General features: G+C 45.2%; 21 protein-coding genes and 1 pseudogene. 18 read left to right on the top strand and 4 right to left on the bottom strand.

Annotation, left to right across the window (positions count from 1 at the left end):
- Positions 1 to 75: 75 nt before the first annotated feature.
- From ACXHJ1_RS24815 to ACXHJ1_RS24805, 3 genes are all read right to left on the bottom strand, one after another.
- Positions 76 to 132 carry a hypothetical protein gene (locus ACXHJ1_RS24815; RefSeq protein WP_419179378.1) on the bottom strand — a complete coding sequence of 19 codons (57 nt, stop codon included), beginning with the start codon at positions 130 to 132 and terminating at the stop codon, positions 76 to 78.
- 191 nt (positions 133 to 323) lie between these two features.
- Complete coding sequence (locus tag ACXHJ1_RS24810; protein WP_457905364.1) at positions 324 to 929, bottom strand: DedA family protein; 606 nt, start codon at positions 927 to 929, stop codon at positions 324 to 326.
- A 15-nt stretch (positions 930 to 944) separates the two neighbouring features.
- Entirely contained in the window at positions 945 to 1,520 is a 576-nt protein-coding gene (locus tag ACXHJ1_RS24805) for a class I SAM-dependent methyltransferase (RefSeq protein WP_016820631.1), read from the bottom strand.
- 287 nt (positions 1,521 to 1,807) lie between these two features.
- Between ACXHJ1_RS24805 and ACXHJ1_RS24800 the strand changes: the two genes are divergently transcribed.
- The 18 genes and pseudogenes from ACXHJ1_RS24800 to ACXHJ1_RS24715 all read left to right on the top strand — a co-directional run bounded on the left by ACXHJ1_RS24800 (position 1,808) and on the right by ACXHJ1_RS24715 (position 15,832).
- Positions 1,808 to 2,647: a hypothetical protein gene (locus ACXHJ1_RS24800; protein ID WP_457905363.1), complete on the top strand. Its 840-nt coding sequence runs from the start codon at positions 1,808 to 1,810 to the stop codon at positions 2,645 to 2,647.
- Positions 2,648 to 2,731: 84 nt separating this feature from the next.
- On the top strand, positions 2,732 to 3,091 hold the full coding sequence (locus tag ACXHJ1_RS24795) for a FlxA-like family protein (protein ID WP_457905362.1): 360 nt from the start codon (positions 2,732 to 2,734) through the stop codon (positions 3,089 to 3,091).
- Between the two features lie 217 nt (positions 3,092 to 3,308).
- Positions 3,309 to 3,737: a GNAT family N-acetyltransferase gene (locus ACXHJ1_RS24790; RefSeq protein WP_102998515.1), complete on the top strand. Its 429-nt coding sequence runs from the start codon at positions 3,309 to 3,311 to the stop codon at positions 3,735 to 3,737.
- Between the two features lie 11 nt (positions 3,738 to 3,748).
- Positions 3,749 to 4,210 (top strand): hypothetical protein, encoded by a 462-nt coding sequence (locus ACXHJ1_RS24785; RefSeq protein WP_044785840.1) that lies wholly within the window; start codon positions 3,749 to 3,751, stop codon positions 4,208 to 4,210.
- Positions 4,211 to 4,298: 88 nt separating this feature from the next.
- Entirely contained in the window at positions 4,299 to 4,790 is a 492-nt protein-coding gene (locus ACXHJ1_RS24780; RefSeq protein WP_045244005.1) for an 8-oxo-dGTP diphosphatase, read from the top strand.
- Between the two features lie 57 nt (positions 4,791 to 4,847).
- Positions 4,848 to 5,368: pseudogene (locus tag ACXHJ1_RS24775) on the top strand (GNAT family N-acetyltransferase).
- 25 nt (positions 5,369 to 5,393) lie between these two features.
- On the top strand, positions 5,394 to 5,843 hold the full coding sequence (locus ACXHJ1_RS24770; RefSeq protein WP_457905361.1) for a hypothetical protein: 450 nt from the start codon (positions 5,394 to 5,396) through the stop codon (positions 5,841 to 5,843).
- A gap of 24 nt (positions 5,844 to 5,867) precedes the next feature.
- Entirely contained in the window at positions 5,868 to 6,371 is a 504-nt protein-coding gene (locus ACXHJ1_RS24765; protein ID WP_107733958.1) for a DUF1572 family protein, read from the top strand.
- A gap of 152 nt (positions 6,372 to 6,523) precedes the next feature.
- Positions 6,524 to 7,558 carry an NAD(P)/FAD-dependent oxidoreductase gene (locus ACXHJ1_RS24760; RefSeq protein WP_016820622.1) on the top strand — a complete coding sequence of 345 codons (1,035 nt, stop codon included), beginning with the start codon at positions 6,524 to 6,526 and terminating at the stop codon, positions 7,556 to 7,558.
- Positions 7,559 to 7,755: 197 nt separating this feature from the next.
- Positions 7,756 to 8,484, top strand: a complete 729-nt coding sequence (locus tag ACXHJ1_RS24755) for a HEAT repeat domain-containing protein (protein WP_290408989.1) — start codon at positions 7,756 to 7,758, stop codon at positions 8,482 to 8,484.
- Between the two features lie 44 nt (positions 8,485 to 8,528).
- On the top strand, positions 8,529 to 9,212 hold the full coding sequence (locus ACXHJ1_RS24750) for an HD domain-containing protein (protein WP_164965404.1): 684 nt from the start codon (positions 8,529 to 8,531) through the stop codon (positions 9,210 to 9,212).
- Between the two features lie 168 nt (positions 9,213 to 9,380).
- Positions 9,381 to 10,361 carry an ABC transporter substrate-binding protein gene (locus ACXHJ1_RS24745; protein ID WP_457905360.1) on the top strand — a complete coding sequence of 327 codons (981 nt, stop codon included), beginning with the start codon at positions 9,381 to 9,383 and terminating at the stop codon, positions 10,359 to 10,361.
- Between the two features lie 10 nt (positions 10,362 to 10,371).
- Positions 10,372 to 11,379 carry a FecCD family ABC transporter permease gene (locus tag ACXHJ1_RS24740; protein WP_016820618.1) on the top strand — a complete coding sequence of 336 codons (1,008 nt, stop codon included), beginning with the start codon at positions 10,372 to 10,374 and terminating at the stop codon, positions 11,377 to 11,379.
- A complete protein-coding gene (locus tag ACXHJ1_RS24735) occupies positions 11,372 to 12,394 on the top strand; it encodes a FecCD family ABC transporter permease (RefSeq protein WP_457905359.1) in 1,023 nt (340 codons plus the stop codon). The genes ACXHJ1_RS24740 and ACXHJ1_RS24735 overlap by 8 nt, the downstream gene beginning before the upstream one ends.
- A gap of 118 nt (positions 12,395 to 12,512) precedes the next feature.
- Positions 12,513 to 13,283, top strand: a complete 771-nt coding sequence (locus ACXHJ1_RS24730) for an alpha/beta hydrolase (protein ID WP_457906200.1) — start codon at positions 12,513 to 12,515, stop codon at positions 13,281 to 13,283.
- Positions 13,284 to 13,515: 232 nt separating this feature from the next.
- The gene (locus tag ACXHJ1_RS24725) at positions 13,516 to 14,577 is read left to right on the top strand and encodes an SPFH domain-containing protein (protein WP_016820615.1); all 1,062 of its coding nucleotides are present in this window, start codon (positions 13,516 to 13,518) and stop codon (positions 14,575 to 14,577) included.
- Entirely contained in the window at positions 14,574 to 15,575 is a 1,002-nt protein-coding gene (locus ACXHJ1_RS24720; RefSeq protein WP_457905358.1) for a sugar kinase, read from the top strand. The genes ACXHJ1_RS24725 and ACXHJ1_RS24720 overlap by 4 nt, the downstream gene beginning before the upstream one ends.
- Positions 15,576 to 15,652: 77 nt before the next feature.
- Positions 15,653 to 15,832 carry a hypothetical protein gene (locus ACXHJ1_RS24715; RefSeq protein ID WP_013370039.1) on the top strand — a complete coding sequence of 60 codons (180 nt, stop codon included), beginning with the start codon at positions 15,653 to 15,655 and terminating at the stop codon, positions 15,830 to 15,832.
- A 75-nt stretch (positions 15,833 to 15,907) separates the two neighbouring features.
- Here the strand turns inward: ACXHJ1_RS24715 and ACXHJ1_RS24710 are convergent, their stop codons facing one another.
- Positions 15,908 to 16,999, bottom strand: coding sequence for a LuxR C-terminal-related transcriptional regulator (locus ACXHJ1_RS24710; RefSeq protein ID WP_457905357.1), 1,092 nt, complete (start codon positions 16,997 to 16,999; stop codon positions 15,908 to 15,910).
- Between the last annotated feature and the right edge of the window lie 68 nt (positions 17,000 to 17,067).

The following is a 17,067-nucleotide window of genomic DNA, read 5'->3' as shown; positions in this document are numbered from 1 at the left end:
AACAGCCGCTTATAAGGGCGGTGGCTGTAGGGTTGGATTAGTAGAATAGACCGCTAACCTTTTCCAGAGGGCGGTCTATTTCTTTTTGTTGAAGGAAATAATCAAGATCACCAACGTTGCAAATTGAATCATCAACATCAGCGTATCTTTAACCTCCACAGGCATCACCTCCTTTGCAGGAGACTAGCCGACCGCCCATCTAAGCCATTCTGTTGTTAGTTTATAGTATATCATATGGATAGTATTGCTAAAAAGGACAAAAATGAAAACACCTGTTTCTAGGCGTTTTTTTGTATTATGAATATGCCGAATATGCTCAACCTTTATTCCTCCGTTGTTTTCTTCCCCCACACGAATTTCATTATAAAAAATATAATTGTCAGCATGACGAGAAGCAGTGCCACCTGCAAGCCATAACGATGAATCAATTCTCCTGCTGCTTGTACATGATCGCCAAAGAGACGTCCGAGCAAAAAGAAGATCAGCGTCCAAATCAAGCCCGTTGAATAAGAGAATAGAGCGTAGCGCTTAAAACTCATTTTATTGATCCCCACAATATAAGGGACAATGTGGCGAACGATCGGTAGCAAGTAGCTGATGCATATCGTGAAGTTTCCATACTTATGTACTAAATTTTCTGAAAAAGTAATGTACTTGTCCATTTTCTTCTTCCGGCGCAAACGATCCAAAATGGGTGTACCCAAGCTTCTCCCCAACACATAACCTAAGGATAGGCCTGATACAACCCCGAGATATACAATTAAAAAAGCAGGTAACGGATGAAGTATCCCTATGCTTGTTACGGCCCCGCCAGTCATCACTATAACTTCGTCTGGAATGGGCAGTCCCACAATTCCGAGCCATAGAGAGAAGAATAATGCTGCATAGCCATATTGTTCGATAATGGAAATCAAATATTCAACATCCATCCCCATACTCCTTTCTTAAGCTTTCTTTCGGCATACATACACGAATGCGGGTGGAACATTCATAGGTACAAACTTGATTTCTTCAATATCAAACCATTCACCTAACTGCTGTTTCATCTGTTTAGAGTATTGAAAGGCGACAAACATCCCTCCATCCCTGAGTGACCGATGAATTTGTTCTACGATTTGATCTCGCATCGCTTGTGGAAAGTTGAAGAATGGCAGCCCGCTGATTATACAGTCAAGCTGTTCAATTTGAGCATTTTTCATAGCAAGCTGAAGCTCACGCGAGTCGGAATAGCACAGATAATTCGGGAATCTTCTTTTTAAACTCTGCTGCATGGTCGGGTCCTTCTCAAAGAGCAAAACCTTAGGTTGAATTTTTGTCGTAGACGGGATGTATTGGGTAATTGCGCCTGTTCCAGCCCCAAGCTCAGCCACGGCATGAACATCACTCCATGGAATGGATTCTATCATATTTTTAGCTAAAAATCTGGAACTGGGTGTTACGCTACCCACATATGCAGGCGAGTACAAAAATTTGAATAGGAACATAAGTCTCTCGTGAACTAAATGACTAATACGGATCATACTTCTTTCCCCTACCTTCAATTTTCAAAATGCGTTCATTTATTCTCTGCTAAGAGTAACAAATTATCCCTTTACTTGCTCCTGTCTGGAGTAGGGCTCGGTTCCCCGTCCTGCGGAGGGGATTTTCCTTGACTATAGTCTAGGAAGAAAGAAAAGGAGTACAGTATGGGACAGTCCGAATTCATTCAGTTATCATTCAGCATTCTCTCAGGCTGCCTTCAGTTTTACAACCGATGAAAGAGAGGTAGGCAGCTAAAAACATTATGTACACTGAGAGGGGATCTACTTTGTCATTATCCATCAACAGGCATCTCATCACGACTTCGACTTCCTACGAAAACTCGAATACGCTGAAGTCAAATGAGAATGGACTAAATAACGCGGGGCATACCACACACAAGAAATCCAGCGATTCACTCGAATTAAGTGCGGAATTTATGGAATACGCCGGAGGTATGCAGGCTCCGCTTCCTACGGAAAACTACAGTTATGGCTACAAATACGACCAGGATACTGTGGCGCTGACTATGGACGAACAGAAAGCATTATTGTCAGATTTACAAAGTTACTTGACGTCTTCAAGTGCTTTATCTGAAACGAATAAAATCAATAACAGTACAAACAATCCTTTGGCTACAGTCAGCGACTTGTTATCCGGGGTGGATCTTTCGACAGCAACAGATGAGGAAGTATCAGATTTATTTGATAAAGTAGCTGAAACGATCCAGAATAACCGCCCTGCACCGTCGCCTGAAGGTGACTCATTCCGACCTGAGGTTGATAGCAGCGGTCTGCCTCCAATGATGCAGGCGATGGGTGGAATTATGCCCCCATTTGCATGGAATATTCAGGAGACCACCAATCAAGAGGATAACACTACTACATCTGAAAAAGAGCTTACCGTAGATGAAAAAAGATCCTTACTGAGTGATTTGCAAAACGTCCTGAGTTCCGAGCTTATATCCGGCTCCATATCTTTAGAAACAGACCCGCAAACAGACCTGATTTCTGCATTAAAAAACGCTTGGGGAAACACAGATGAATCGAATGCGACAGATGAAGAAGTATCAGTTTTATTCGATAAAATCGCTAAGATTTTTGAACAATCTGTATCGTCTTCGTCATAATCTTGAGGGTGCCATAGCATACCTTAAAAACGCTTAGCCCACACTTGTAACTCAAACTTAGCTTTTAAAAAGGAGAATCCTTCTGTGAATATTTCAACCACATCTAGTAGCTCTATATCTATTGTCAATACTTCAACTTCATCTTCATCCAGTACCAACGATACAGCCAGTTTGGAAAAGCAAAAAGCCCAGCTTGAAGCAGAGTACAATAAGGTCCAGCAAAGCAAAGATAATAAGGATACAAAAGAAACGAAAATGAAGCAGCTTCAGCAGCAAATTAAGCAAATTGAAGCTCAGATTGCACAGCAAAGTTCTCAATCCAGCAGCACGTCAACACCAAAAATGGAAAAGTCCGCTCCAAGCAATATGGAAGTGACTCGTACCAGCAGCTCGAATGGCAGTGATATCACAGGGGTTGGAAAATCACTGGATATTTCTATTTAGTCATCCTATCTCTTCTCCTGCAAGACAGACGATGGATACAAAAGACAGCAGGCTCTCTGTTACATAGGGAGCCTGCTTTCGCGTTTTATAGTAGTTCAAAATGAATCATGTGACTAAACCTAAAAAAGTATTACAATAAATAACAGTGGGCAGATGGAAGGCTTTTAACTTTAGTATTTTATAGATTGTTATACATTCTAATTGGAGGATTTAAGCCATGACATTGGAACCTCAATGGAGTCGAAGTAGTAGGGATGAAGCTCGTTTCGTCAGAAACAAGTTGATTGAGTTTAATGCAAAACACGTCCCGGCAGATATTCAAACCCAATATGAAGAGATTAATCTCACGCTCAAAAATGGAGAAGGTCAGGTCATCGGTGGTCTTCTAAGTGTACTTTGTTGGAACTGGGTGGAGGTTGATATTTTGTGGGTAGATCAGGGCCATAGAGGAAAGGGCTACGGTTCGCAATTACTTAGTGAAATTGAACAAATCGCTAGAGATAAAGGATGTACTTTGATACAACTGAATACCTTTTCTTTTCAAGCACCTGAATTCTATGAAAAGCAGGGGTATGAAGTAGTCGGTGTCATTGATGAGGCTCCTAGAGGCTTTAAACATTATTATTATAAGAAAAATATCTACTGAGGACTTCATAAATGCGCGTACAGATCAAGGAAGTAAATCAAGATGAAAAGATTATCATTCGTAATATTGGTGAGGAAAAGATATACGGCTACTGGACATATTTTCGGCATGAACTGACCTCGGGATATGCGTATGTTGTTCCGTATGAACAAAGCTTGGAAAAGTTAATTCCCGGCTGTGTCATTTCGGTCGAGACTTCTCCATCCAGTATAGAAGGGTTCAGAAGACTGAGGCCTACGGAAAAGACAGGCATTGTTCAACCTCAACCAAAGCTAGGTGACTATTGGATTCAAGGGATGATACAACAAGTGATACAAGGCGAAGCAGGCGGGATAGACTGTCTGGAGATTGTTGTAGGAGAGGCTACGTTTGTTTTGGATTCTGACGAATTGAATGGTGATATCCACGTTAAAGCGGGTGACGGTGTCGCCTTTGAAATCATAGGTCTACAGTTGTTTGACGAGGGACTGTAATCGTTCTATGGTGAATACCATATTCAACCAAGATATGTCGGTGAGAAAGTTAAAAGCTAGATCATAGAGCATGTGAATAAAGAAAGGTATGATCGGATTGAGTACAGAAGTGACACACAAAATATATACCATGTGCATGATTCAAGATGGAAACAAGGTATTGCTAATGAACAGACCCAATCGAAAGGGGTTTCCGGGTTATATTGCTCCAGGAGGAAAAGTAGAGTTCCCAGAGAGCATTGTGAATGGAGCCATTCGCGAAGTAAAAGAGGAAACAGGCTTAACGGTTACGGAAATTGTTTTTAAAGGAATCGACGAATATTGTGATCCAAACCAAGGGCTGAGATATATGGTCTTTAATTATTTGGCTACAGCAACGGAAGGTGAGCTATTAAAAAATCCTCCTGAGGGAGAACTACTGTGGGTGGATATGAAGGAAGCACTACATTTGCCGATGCAGGATTGGTTTAAGCGGAGATTCCCATTGTTTTTCAAGCCGGGAACCTTTGAGGTTAGTTCCGTGTGGCTGGCAGAGACGGATGAAACATTGGAAGCTACGATGAAGAACTATGGGGTGTAGAGATGACGAGACCATTAGTAGATACATGGAGTGCTTAATGAGGGGGCGGTGAGTAGGATGCAGGCCATCAGATTGGTTGAGCCGGATCGGCGCTGGAAGGATGCTTATCTTTCATTTTATGAGGAATGGAAAAAAACCAGGAGCATATGGTGCCTTGGGTGATTTCTATAGAACCGTATGATTTTGAAGGTATGCTGACGCTTTTAAGTCACCAGAAAAATGGAATTGGCTTGTCTGAAGGCTGGGTTAAAAGTTCGACCTACTGGCTGGTGGATGCAGATGATCAGGTCGTCGGAGCAGTGAATATCCGTCATGATCTTAATGAGCATCTGTTAAACGCTGGCGGTCATATCGGTTATGGTATCCGTCCTTCTGCACGAGGGAACAGGTATGCTGTGACTATGCTGGGGTTAGCATTGGACAAAGCAAAAGAGTTGGGTATTTCCAAAGCCCTCGTCGTATGCGACTCCGATAATATCAGTTCCAAAAGAACGATTCTGCGAAACGGCGGAATACCGGACAAGGATTACATAGAGGAAGATGGAAACCGTGTAAACCGGTTTTGGATCGAGCTGTAAGTGAGGGAGGGGAACGCAAAAGCTCATGAAAATATGGCCAGAATATGCGAAAAATATCATTGTCGGTGTCATGTTTCAGGGACAATGGAATTGGTATGTGACGGAAAGAGAGTATTGGTTTTTGAATACCGAGATGGAGGAACGGTTTGGCATCGCTATTTTGGATGAGACCACAGCCGGAGCATTTTTGGAACACATCTGTGAATATAAGGTGGCTGCGGGAGAACTCACTACAATGCTCCAAACGCTAGATGAAGCAATCCAGCATAAGGATGAAGTGTTGGAATTCTGTCCTGCTTTGTATGTTGATTTTGACCAGAAAGTTCTCTACTCCCTATTTCCAGAGCCAGCTTCTTTCGAACACTATGTCCCGGTGGGGTGGAAAGGGGAATATCTGAACTTTTTGGAAGAGGTCCCTCCTGCTGAACGATATTGGATGATCCACGGAAGTGACTTTTTCAAAAAATACACCTGAAAAGATAAAGGAGGAAATGAACATATGAATTCTTCCATGCATGAATTTAAGATCATATCCAAGCACAGAATGTACGATCAATACTTGGTTAAGCTGCGGGCATGCATCCAGCTTTTGGATGAAACCATGTTATGGGGCACTGGTGAAGCGGAACAGAACAGTATTGGAGGAATTGTCCATCATATAATGGTGCATGTGCGTAGAAATGCAGTCAAACTCATGGATTCGACGATTACATACAAGCAAGGTATGGAGGATAGCTTCAAGCCTTCAGTGCAAAACAAAGAACAGCTTATGGAGGAAGTTGAAGATGCTTTTTCTTCCTTCTGTGCAGCATTGGACAACACAGGCGATATAAATATGTATGACGTTTACCATGTGGTGGAGCATACGGCTTATCATCTGGGTCAGATCATAGATCGAGTTCAGAGGCTGGCAGGTCACCGTTTTCAATTTGTACAGACTGGGCTGAATGAAAAAGCATTGCGTGCCATAGTGCAGCAATCCCTGCCTAATCCACAAGATTAACGAAAGCAGTAGCCAAATAACTGTATAAACGTAGTTCCAATGTCACTAATACCTCTGTCACAGATATGTTTTTATTTCTTAATTGATATTGATAATTATTATCACTTATAATAGAAGCAGACATAATACGCTATGATAGGGAGAGTTGCAGAGTGACAGAGTCCTTGGAATTATATGATGTAACGATCATCGGCGGCGGTCCTGCCGGTATGTATACTGCGTTTTACAGTGGCATGAGAGATATGAAAACCAAGCTGATCGAAGCCAAGCATGAGCTAGGCGGACGGATGCGCATATACCCGGAGAAGATGATATGGGATGTTGGCGGGGTAACCCCGATTTTATGTGAAAAGCTGATTGACCAGCTGGAGCAGCAGGCGCGAACGTTCGAGCCTACGATTGTATTGGGACAACAGATTACGGGTATGGATCGGCAGGAAGATGGCACGTTCCTGCTGACTTCTGCCACAGGGGAACAGCATTGGACGCGTACGATCGTTCTGGCTGTAGGTTATGGTATTCTCAAAATGGCTAAACTGGAGATTGAAGGTGCTGACCGTTACGAGGTTACAAACCTGCATTATACCGTACAAGAGCTGGAGCCGTTCCGGGACAAGCATGTCCTGATTTCCGGTGGAGGCAACTCAGCGGTAGATTGGGCGAATGAGCTGGAATCTATTGCGGCGAGTGTGACAGTTGTACATCGTCGGGATCATTTTGGCGGACATGAGAAAAATGTAGCCCGTATGAAGTCCTCTTCGGTCCGTGTTCTCACACCTTATGCGGTAAGTCAGTTACATAGCAACAACGGAGAGACGATTGAGCAGGTGACGATCAATCATGTAGATACGGGCGAAATAGAGATGCTGAATGTTGATGCAGTTATCGTAAATCATGGCCTAAAATCCGATTTCGGCCCCCTGCGAGATTGGGGACTGGATATGGGAGAGTGGCATGCCCGCGTAAGCGACAAGCTGGAAACGAATCTACCGGGGATTTTTGCTGCAGGCGATTTTGTCGAGTACGGAAGCAAGCTGTATCTGATTGCAGGTACGTTCACAGATGCTGCTCTTGCCCTCAACAGCGCCAAGTTGTACATTGATCCGACAGCTGATAAAGCCGCATATGTATCTTCTCACAACAGCCGCTTCAAGGAAAAAAACCGCGAGCTTGGTGTCGTGGAATAAAATAAGGGGATCAGTTTAATAAAGAACTTCCGTTAACTACAGCTGATGTGGTTAAGGGGGTTCTTTTTTTTGCATAGTTACGGACTTGTCGACCTAAGGTTGGATACCATACACATATAGAATAAAATGGAGATAGCCTGTCCTTTTCAGGGATTAGATAATAGATTTGGAGTAGAAAAGATTAGGAGTGTGGAAAAATGAGCTTACAAGAGGTGCTTGAACGCCAAGCGATTGATCTACCTGACGATACGCTGGAAGCTTTACTAATCCATAGCAAGAAGCAGGAAGGGCAGAAGGTTCAGCTACGATTGCTAAGTGAACAGGAGCTTGCCGAGAGTATCGAGTGGATTGCGCAGATCGAGGTATTCAAATATATCATTCCTCTATGGACGGATGAACATTCTAATTATGTAGGTCTATATGTAGAGGGGCCACTAGCATATAAATTATGTTACATCAATCACGAGGAAACAGATTTGTCACCGAGGTACCGAAGTACAGCTTCGCTGATTGCAGAGTTGGAGCAAAACCCAGAGCTGGATTGGGAACAGCTGCGTAAGGATTACCCGTCTGACAACGACATAAGCACCGAACAACTAGCAGAAGATATTCGCTGTATGCATGAAATGCAGGCTATACTGGAAAAGGATTCATCAATGGAGGATGATGTGAGGTGCCAGCTTCTTTACAGCTTAATGGCGATTACACCTGTTAGTGAGGTGGATTCATTGCTTCCTTATGTGGATGATGAAGATATGTATGTACAGGAACGTGCATGTATTCTATTGGGATATCATGGGTATGAACCCGCGACCGAATTGTTAAAAGAAGTGATGAAGCATGGTAGCCCTAATGGGAAGCTAGCAGCCCGTAAGGCGCTCTCGATGATTCGCGCTAAGCAAATGGACAAGCATATAAAAAAATAAACCAACCTCACATAGCAAATATGGACGGGATGGAAAGGTGACTTATGAAGAGACGAACAGAGCAGCAGGAAGCGATGATGGAAGATATTATTCAAAAGGCAGAGCCGTATGTGCAGCAGCAGTTGGAGCATGACCACAGTGGTCATGATTGGTGGCATATTGACCGGGTGAGGAAGCTGTCTGTTGAAATTGCTGCAAAAGAAGGTGCAGATCCGTTCGTGTGCGAGCTGTCAGCACTGCTGCATGATGTAGCGGATGAAAAATTAAATGAATCCAAACAAGCGGGGCTGGATAAAGTTGATCAGTGGCTGCATCTGCATGTAAACGATGCGGATGTGATCACACACGTGATGAGCATTATTGCTACAATGTCCTACAATGGTGGACAAAATCCGCCTATGGAAACGCTGGAAGGTCAGGTTGTGCAGGATGCAGATCGGTTGGATGCTCTGGGAGCGATTGGGATTGCAAGAACTTTTATGTATGCAGGCTCAAAAGGCAGTATCATGCACGATCCGGATCAAGACTATTCACAATATGATTATCGCGCCGCAGGTAAAAGTGCCATATATCATTTTTACGAAAAGCTGCTCAAGCTCAAGGATTTAATGAATACCCCTTATGCCCGAGAACTGGCGGAGGTTCGGCATCAATGGATGGAAATGTATTTGGAGCAGTTTTATAAAGAATGGAATGTGAATGATATCCAACAAAACAGGGGAGGCTGATGCTTCCTAATTGCAATGATTCCAGGGTGAAGAAAGCCCTCTTTTTAATAAATATTAGAAAAAATATTGCAATACGCCGATTTCTCTCCTACTATTGATAATAGTTATCAATGATAATGATAATTATTATCTGTAAATTCAAGTAGGTAGAGGGGAGTCTTTCAGATTATGAAGAAGGTTGCAGTATGGATGTGTACCTTATTATCGGCAAGTTTGCTGTTGACGGCATGTGGTGGAAAGGTGCAGGAGGTGGATAGCTCAGCTCAAAAGAATACCAATGCATCGACACAAACGTCTGTTTCTGACGTAGAAAGTGCCAAGACGATTACATATCTAGATAAGACTTATAAGCTGGCCAAGACGGATCATATTATTATAGCTAGTCTGGAAGCGATGGAAGATGCAGCTGTCCTGGGAGTGAAACCAACTGGGGCGGTTACTTCGGGCGGAAAATTTCCTGAGTTCATGGAAAAAGCGATGGAAGGAGCCGCAGACGTTGGTGACCGAATGCAGCCTAGCGCTGAAACGATCCTGAAACTGAAGGCAGATGTGATTCTTGGGAGTTCTAAATTTCGGCCTGCGGTGGCAGAACAGCTAGGGAAGGTCGCTCCATTGGTTCCAGTATCCCATATTTCAACGAACTGGGAAGCGAATCTATTAATGTTGGGACAGCTTACAGGCAAAGAGGCGAAGGCGAAGGAGATCCTGGACAAGTACAAGCAAGATGCGGAGGCGGCCCAACGGAAGCTCGAACCAATATGGGGAAATAAAAAGGTACTCATGGTACGGATTCGTACAGGCAATCTGTATGTATACCCTGCGGATGTATATTTCAATCCTTCGCTGTATGCTGATCTAGGAGCTAAGGTACCGGAAGAGTTAAATACAGTTAAAGCACAAGAGGCGGTTTCTCTGGAGAAATTGGCTGATATGAACCCCGATTATCTGTTCGTGCAATTCTCCGAAGGAGAGAACAAGGACCAGCCGCAGGCATTGGCAGATTTGGAGAAGAATCCGATTTGGAGCAGCATCAATGCCGTCAAGAATGGGAAAACCTTCGTCAACATTGTAGATCCCAATGCTCAAGGTGGTACTTCATGGAGCAAACTTGCCTTTTTGGAAGCGGTTATGAACCGACTTTCGCAGTAAAGGTAGGAACATGGGAAAAAAGTTGATCTCTCCTTACCTTGTAATCTTCGTCTCTCCCTTGTTTATCGTACTAACATTACTGCTGTCTGTGATGTACGGAGCCAAGACGATAGAATGGGAGACGGTAACTGCTACCTTTTTCCATTTTGATGCTGGAAACGTGGACCATCAGGTCGTTTTAAACTCGCGTCTGCCTAGAGCGGTCGGCTCTATATTAATCGGTGCTTTTCTCGCGATTTCAGGAGCCATTATGCAAGGAATGACGCGGAATTTCTTGGCTTCACCCTCAATTATGGGGGTGTCGGATGGGGCGGCGTTTGTGATCACCTTAATGATGATCCTTGCACCGAACTCCACTTCGATGGGCCTGATTGGAAGTTCTTTTGTGGGATCGGCTCTGGGGGTGGCTATTGTATTCGGTTTAGCCTGGATGATTCCCGGCGGTCTTGCCCCGGTTCGTATGGCCATTTTGGGAACGATCATTGGCACGTTTTTAAGCAGCCTGTCGGCCGTTCTCTCCATTTATTTTAATGTATCGCAAAATGTAAGCTTCTGGTTTAACGCTCGTCTGCACCAAATGGACCCCGGGATGATTCAATTGGCGATTCCCTTTGCTCTTGTGGCAATTGTAGGAGCAATGCTGCTGGCCAAGCCAATAACACTACTGTCTTTGGGCGACGACGTGGCCACAGGTCTGGGACAGCGGGCATTACCAGTCAAGTTGGGGGCGATGCTCTGTGTAGCATTGCTGACAGGTGTTTCTGTTGCGCTGGCAGGGAAAATTGCTTTTGTTGGCTTGTTGATTCCGCACATTACCCGATATTTAATCGGAGTAGATTACCGTTGGGTCATTCCATGCTCTGGTTTGATCGGTGGTGTTTTTTTGGGCATGTCTGATGTGTTGAGCCGTTTTCTTAATTATCCGTTTGAAACGCCTATTGGAGTGGTTACCTCGGTCATTGGCATCCCTTTCTTTCTGTACTTAATACGTAGAAAAGGAGGGGGAGAGCATGCGTAAAATCAGTGTGAAACGGCTGTGGTTTGTACTTTCAGGTGGGGCTGCACTTATTTTAGCAGCCTCCTATGTTAGTCTGACCCATGGAGAGTTCGACATGACCCTTCAGGAAGTAATTCAGACATTGTTCCGTATCCACCCTACTCCGCAGCTGGATTTGGTGATTTTTGATTTTCGGCTACCGCGTGTTGTGATTGCGGCCTTGGTCGGCTTAGGTCTGGGGATTGCTGGGGCGGCGGTACAGGGAGTTACACGGAATGGTTTGGCCGATCCCGGCATTTTAGGCATTAACGCAGGGGCGGGAGCAGCAATCGTCATATTTATGTTCTTTTACCAGGGACAGATGGAGACGACAGGCTGGACTGCGGCGCTGGCTATGCCCTTTTTCGGCTTGATTGGAGGTTTGGTAGCTGCGCTGCTGATCTATTTATTTGCTTGGAAAGCAGGACGTCTGGATTCGCAGCGACTGCTACTTGTAGGTATAGCGATTGGCTCTGGATTCGGTTCCTTAAGCTTATATCTGTCGCTGAAAATGAAAGCCTCGGATTTCGAGATGGCGACAGTATGGATGTCGGGCAGTATTTGGAGTGCTGATTGGAAGCTGGTTGCTGCCGTAATTCCATGGCTTGTCATATTAATTCCTGTTATTTGGTTGAAATCGTATGTGCTGGATCTATTTCAATTACATGAACATACAGCTAAAAGTCTCGGCGTTGCGACCGAAAAGGAAAAGTCTATTCTCCTGCTGTCCAGCATTGGACTGGTGAGTGCCTGTGTATCTGTTTCTGGAGGAATAGGCTTTGTAGGATTATTGTCTCCTCATATCGCCAGAAGGCTTGTTGGCCTTCATCATCGTTTTGTGATTCCCGTATGCGGTATGGTCGGTATGATACTGGTGCTGTTATCTGATTTTATTGCTAAAACGGTGGTTGCGCCTGCTGAAATTCCCGTTGGACTGATTATTGCGGTGATCGGGGTCCCTTATTTTGTAGTCTTGCTTATGAAAAAAACGGCCTGATTTCATTGGAATTAAGGTTCTATAGGAGGTTGTTCCCATTAAAGATATATCTACGCAAGCTTATCATTCCAGCGATGCACATGGAGCTGTGTATGTTCCTCGCAGTCAGCATCGAGTAATGTACTCGCAGGCTGAAAACCGTGAGTATCATATTTATATTGCCATTCCTGCCGAGGAACCTCCTGTATCTGGCTATCCCGTTATTTATGTGCTGGATGCCAATTCTGTTTTTGGAACCATGGTGGAAGCGGTGCGCGTTCAGGGGAGACGACCTGACAAAACGGGGGTTGTTCCAGCTATCATTGTAGGAATAGGCTATCCAACAGAGGCTCCCTTTCATCCTTCACGATATTACGATCTTACATTGCCTGGGACGGCTGTGGAGCTTCCGGTAAAGCCAAATGAAGATGCCTCCAAAGAAAGCGGGGGCGCCGAGCATTTCTTGTCATTTATTGAAGATGAGCTTAAGCCAATGATCGAGCGTGATTTTCTTATCGACCGCAGCCGACAGACGATCTTCGGGCATTCGCTTGGAGGACTGTTCGTATTACATACCCTGTTTACAAGACCAAACTCTTTTCAGGTGTATGTGGCGGGAAGTCCGTCTATACACTGGGGCGGACAAGTTATTATGGATGAAGAGAAACAGTTTGTAGCTTCTATAGCTCAGAAGCATTGGAATAAAAAGCTGTTGATTGCTGTAGGGGAGTTAGAGGCCGGACATTTTACTGGCATGCAGGAAAAGGCCAGGGACTTAGCTACGCGTTTAACGACTAGGGACGATCTAGGACTACACGTAGAGTACGTAGAATTTACAGATGAAGGTCATATATCCGTGCTGCCTGTTTTAGTTAGCAGAGCGGTTCGTTTTGCTGCTGATTCCATTTAAATATGCAGTTAGGTATAAAATTTTTGAAAGTGCTCTTATAAAATAAATTGCAAGAAATCTGAGGCTGTTTCCTTTAACCGAGCGTATCGGAGAGGAAGCGGCCTTTATTTTTTTTGTAAATGTCATATTGATATTATGGATTATCTGTGTTATTTTATTGTTAATAACAAATTGATAATAACAATTAAGAAATAATAAAAATGAACACTCTAAAGAAAGCGAGGAAGCGACGATGTTTGGATTTAATTTTGTTAAATTTCAGCCCAGTGAGTATGTCATGAAGGTGAAGAACGGGAAGGTGGTTCGAGAGGGTGTTGGGTTATCTTTTTATTACTACGCGCCGACCACCTCGGTCGTTGTCGTGCCTGTCTCTTCCATTGATGTACCGTTTATGTTTGAAGATATGACAAATGATTTCCAGGCGGTGACCGTGCAGGGGCAACTGACTTATCGGATCGTGGATTACCGCAGAACGACGCAGATTTTAAACTACACGTATGATTTGAAGGAACGACGCTACATTTCGGACGATCCAAGCAAGCTGGCCCAACGGGTGATTAACATTGCCAAGGTGCTTACCAAAAAGTATCTGGAACGTGTTCCACTCAAAGAAGCGGTTCAGTCCAGTGAACGTCTGGCCCAAAACATGACGAAGGATATTGCTCAGCATACTGAAATGGAGAAACTGGGCATTGAGGTTATGGGGCTGTCCATTTTGGCGGTTTTACCAAATAAGGAGACGATGAGAGCGCTGGAAGCGCAGGCGAGAGAGGAAATTCTTCGCAGTGCGGATCATGCTTTGTATGAGCGTCGTAACGCATCCATTGAGCAGGAGCGCCGTGTAAAGGAAAATGAGCTGAATACGGAAATTGCGGTGGAGACGAAAAAAAGGCAGATCCGCGAAACCCAACTGGATGCCGAGCGTTCCGTAAAGCAAAAGCAAAGTGAGATGAAGGAGGAGCAGCTGCGGTTTGACACGGCCTTGGAAGAGAAAAAGCGCGAACTGATTGAGCTGACTGTAACGAATAAAAAGGCCGAAGCCGATGCCAAAGCCTATGAGCTGACAGCGGTGATGAAATCGTTGCAGGATGTCGAGCCTAACGTACTTCAAGCTATGGCCAACATGGATATGAGCCCGGATAAGCTGATTGCGATCGCCTTTCAGGAACTCGCAGAAAATGCAGGGAAAATCGGCCAGTTGAATATTACGCCTGATCTGCTGCAAGGTCTCATGTCAGATACGGGAACAAGTGGATCAGCAGGATCGAGAGGGTCTGGAGGAAGATCACGATGAGCAGCCGAATGACTGAGCAGAAGATTATTTTGGTGAAGCGTAAAACACGATTGGAGGAGCTGATTGTCCGTTACAACACGGTGCAGCAGGCTCGCTTCTTTATGGAACGGCTGGGTGCGGATTTCAGTGATTATGTGCTGGAGGATGAAAATTACCGCAGGGCGGTGGCAACGGCAACGTCCGAGTTATCGGCCTTGGGGCGTGTCCAGATTGTGGAGCGGGAACATGTGCCGAACTTTATTTTTGGTGAGCAGGATACGGTGGTGGTACTGGGTCAGGATGGGCTGGTAGCCAACACGTTAAAATATTTGACCGAGCAGCCGCTAATCGGCGTAAATCCAGATCCATTGCGCTGGGATGGGGTATTGCTGCCGTTTACTGTATCTGATCTGCGCTGGGTGGTGCCGGATGTGTTCGTGTACAGACGGCCGATTAAGGAGGTTACGCTGGCTAAGGCCCAACTAAATGATGGCCAATCCATATATGCTGTGAACGATTTGTTCATCGGGCGCAAAACTCATGTTTCTGCGAGATATGAGCTGAGATTGGAGGATCAGGTAGAGCAGCAATCGTCCAGTGGTATTATTGTTTCCACCGGGTTGGGGGCGACGGGCTGGCTGACCAGTGTGCTGGCTGGAGCGGCCGGGATTGTCGGCAGTGCTACACGGCATCCGGTCTCGCTGACTCCAGATCATCTGATGTCAGATGCTGCTTTCAGCCAGGAAGGGACAGTAGAAGGAATGGGGCATGATCATCGTGCTACCTGGAGCTCGCCCTCGCTTTATTTTACAGTGAGAGAACCATTCCCCAGTCGGACGACTGCTGCGGAGCTGGTGTTTGGGCAGGTGGCCGTTGAAAGACCGCTGCGAATTGCTTCGCAGATGCCGGAGAATGGAGTTATTTTTAGTGATGGAGTAGAGAGCGACTTTCTGGAGTTTAATGCTGGCATTGAGGCGACCATTGGACCGGCGGAGAAAAAAGGGCATCTGGTGGTGTAGAGGTTTGTACAGGACGGCAATGGGTAATTATGAGTAAGGTACAACCATCAGATGAAATTAAAAAAGGAGGAATCAACATGAGCGACCACACTCAAGACGAAGCGAAAATCCGCAACAAGAAGAACGAGGACGGAGATTCCTTGATGGAGAAAACGAAGCTGGACAATGGCGTGGATATCGAGCCTGAGGCTGATGAATGGATTGCGAAGCCCTCACCAGTATCATACGATGATACGAAATCCTCTTCGCAGAAATAAGACTCTTGCGTCTCAATAGAGCAGTGATGCTAAGACAGATGATCCTTAACCGGGTCATCTGTCTTTTTTACATAATTAATTGAATCTGGAATATACCTTCCATACTAGCTCACGACGGCTGCTTACCTCTGTTTTCAAGAAAATGGCTTTCAGATGATCCTGCACCGTGTAGGCCGTAATATGAAGTGCACTTGCCAGTTCCTTGGTAGAAAAGCCTTGGACAATGAGCCGGACAAGCTGTCTCTCTCGTTCAGTCCATGAGTAGATCTCAGCCATAAGCGGCAACATGTCCGTTGCTTTAGCAGGCTCAAACCATACGGCCAGTTGCTTCTCGCCCATATGCTCGCGTCCGCCTTGCAGGCGAGTGGCTCTAATCGTGACCCAAGGAGTTTTAGCGTCTGCGGAAGGGATACATAGTCTGGCTGGTGCAGTAGAAGTGGATAGCGCTCGCAAGCTTACCGCCCGAACAGAGGCCGGCAGCTCGTCCTCATGGATTCCCTCCTGCTGCCGAAGCAGCTTTAGCCACTGTTCTGCTACTATATTGGACGAGAGGGGTTCTAGTTGAGCGGAAAGCGTCAGAACACCTGGCTCAAGTTCATGTTCCATAGCCATAGCGGGGGCTGGAGATACACCGACACTGGTTTGACGCAGATGGTAGGCTATGGATGGCGCTAACGCTTCAAGCAGTTGTTGCTCTTCCGCGCTGAATACAGGCTTTCCATAGTGGCGGAACAACGTAAGAAATCCCCAGCAGCTTCCTTTGTACATAAATGGAATACGCAGCTCATCGCCGAATCCAGCGGGCTGCAAAACATTTCTAAAACGTGTGCTGCGATCCGGCTGGCCTTGTGTAGATCCATGAAGCGTCGCGATAGGCTGTCCTTCTCGCACCAATTGATCGTATTTCATGATATCATCGTGCAGATACTCGTATTCTAGCAGTTTGCTATGAATGTCCTCTACACCCGACTCCGTAAATGCACCCGTGGAAAGCAGCGTTCGCGGATCTACTGAGGTACAGCATGCCGCATCAAAAGAAATCTGAGTGCGCAAGCGGTCGATTAGCGTGTGCTTGTATGTAGGAGATGAGGGTGATTTATTTCCCATTTCCATGATTGGTTGTTGATCATTCTTAAGCTGTGCAAATTGAGTATAATGTGCGTTCATCGTTTACTCCTATCGTGAAAGCTGGAGATTCTTAAAGTGCCTCTTCCTAAATCCCATATTTATGGGAT

Source organism: Paenibacillus sp. ALE2, assembly GCF_054113385.1.
This window is presented reverse-complemented; position numbering and strand designations above follow the sequence as displayed.

Bases quoted from the DNA above. Each gene is read 5' to 3' on its own strand.
- ACXHJ1_RS24810 (WP_457905364.1), bottom strand. From the start codon at position 929: ATGGATGTTGAATATTTGATTTCCATTATCGAACAATATGGCTATGCA.
- ACXHJ1_RS24805 (WP_016820631.1), bottom strand. From the start codon at position 1,520: ATGATCCGTATTAGTCATTTAGTTCACGAGAGACTTATGTTCCTATTC.
- ACXHJ1_RS24790 (WP_102998515.1), top strand. From the start codon at position 3,309: ATGACATTGGAACCTCAATGGAGTCGAAGTAGTAGGGATGAAGCTCGT.
- ACXHJ1_RS24785 (WP_044785840.1), top strand. From the start codon at position 3,749: ATGCGCGTACAGATCAAGGAAGTAAATCAAGATGAAAAGATTATCATT.
- ACXHJ1_RS24780 (WP_045244005.1), top strand. From the start codon at position 4,299: ATGATCGGATTGAGTACAGAAGTGACACACAAAATATATACCATGTGC.
- ACXHJ1_RS24770 (WP_457905361.1), top strand. From the start codon at position 5,394: ATGAAAATATGGCCAGAATATGCGAAAAATATCATTGTCGGTGTCATG.
- ACXHJ1_RS24765 (WP_107733958.1), top strand. From the start codon at position 5,868: ATGAATTCTTCCATGCATGAATTTAAGATCATATCCAAGCACAGAATG.
- ACXHJ1_RS24755 (WP_290408989.1), top strand. From the start codon at position 7,756: ATGAGCTTACAAGAGGTGCTTGAACGCCAAGCGATTGATCTACCTGAC.
- ACXHJ1_RS24750 (WP_164965404.1), top strand. From the start codon at position 8,529: ATGAAGAGACGAACAGAGCAGCAGGAAGCGATGATGGAAGATATTATT.
- ACXHJ1_RS24745 (WP_457905360.1), top strand. From the start codon at position 9,381: ATGAAGAAGGTTGCAGTATGGATGTGTACCTTATTATCGGCAAGTTTG.
- ACXHJ1_RS24740 (WP_016820618.1), top strand. From the start codon at position 10,372: ATGGGAAAAAAGTTGATCTCTCCTTACCTTGTAATCTTCGTCTCTCCC.
- ACXHJ1_RS24735 (WP_457905359.1), top strand. From the start codon at position 11,372: ATGCGTAAAATCAGTGTGAAACGGCTGTGGTTTGTACTTTCAGGTGGG.
- ACXHJ1_RS24730 (WP_457906200.1), top strand. From the start codon at position 12,513: ATGTACTCGCAGGCTGAAAACCGTGAGTATCATATTTATATTGCCATT.
- ACXHJ1_RS24725 (WP_016820615.1), top strand. From the start codon at position 13,516: ATGTTTGGATTTAATTTTGTTAAATTTCAGCCCAGTGAGTATGTCATG.
- ACXHJ1_RS24720 (WP_457905358.1), top strand. From the start codon at position 14,574: ATGAGCAGCCGAATGACTGAGCAGAAGATTATTTTGGTGAAGCGTAAA.
- ACXHJ1_RS24715 (WP_013370039.1), top strand. From the start codon at position 15,653: ATGAGCGACCACACTCAAGACGAAGCGAAAATCCGCAACAAGAAGAAC.
- ACXHJ1_RS24710 (WP_457905357.1), bottom strand. From the start codon at position 16,999: ATGAACGCACATTATACTCAATTTGCACAGCTTAAGAATGATCAACAA.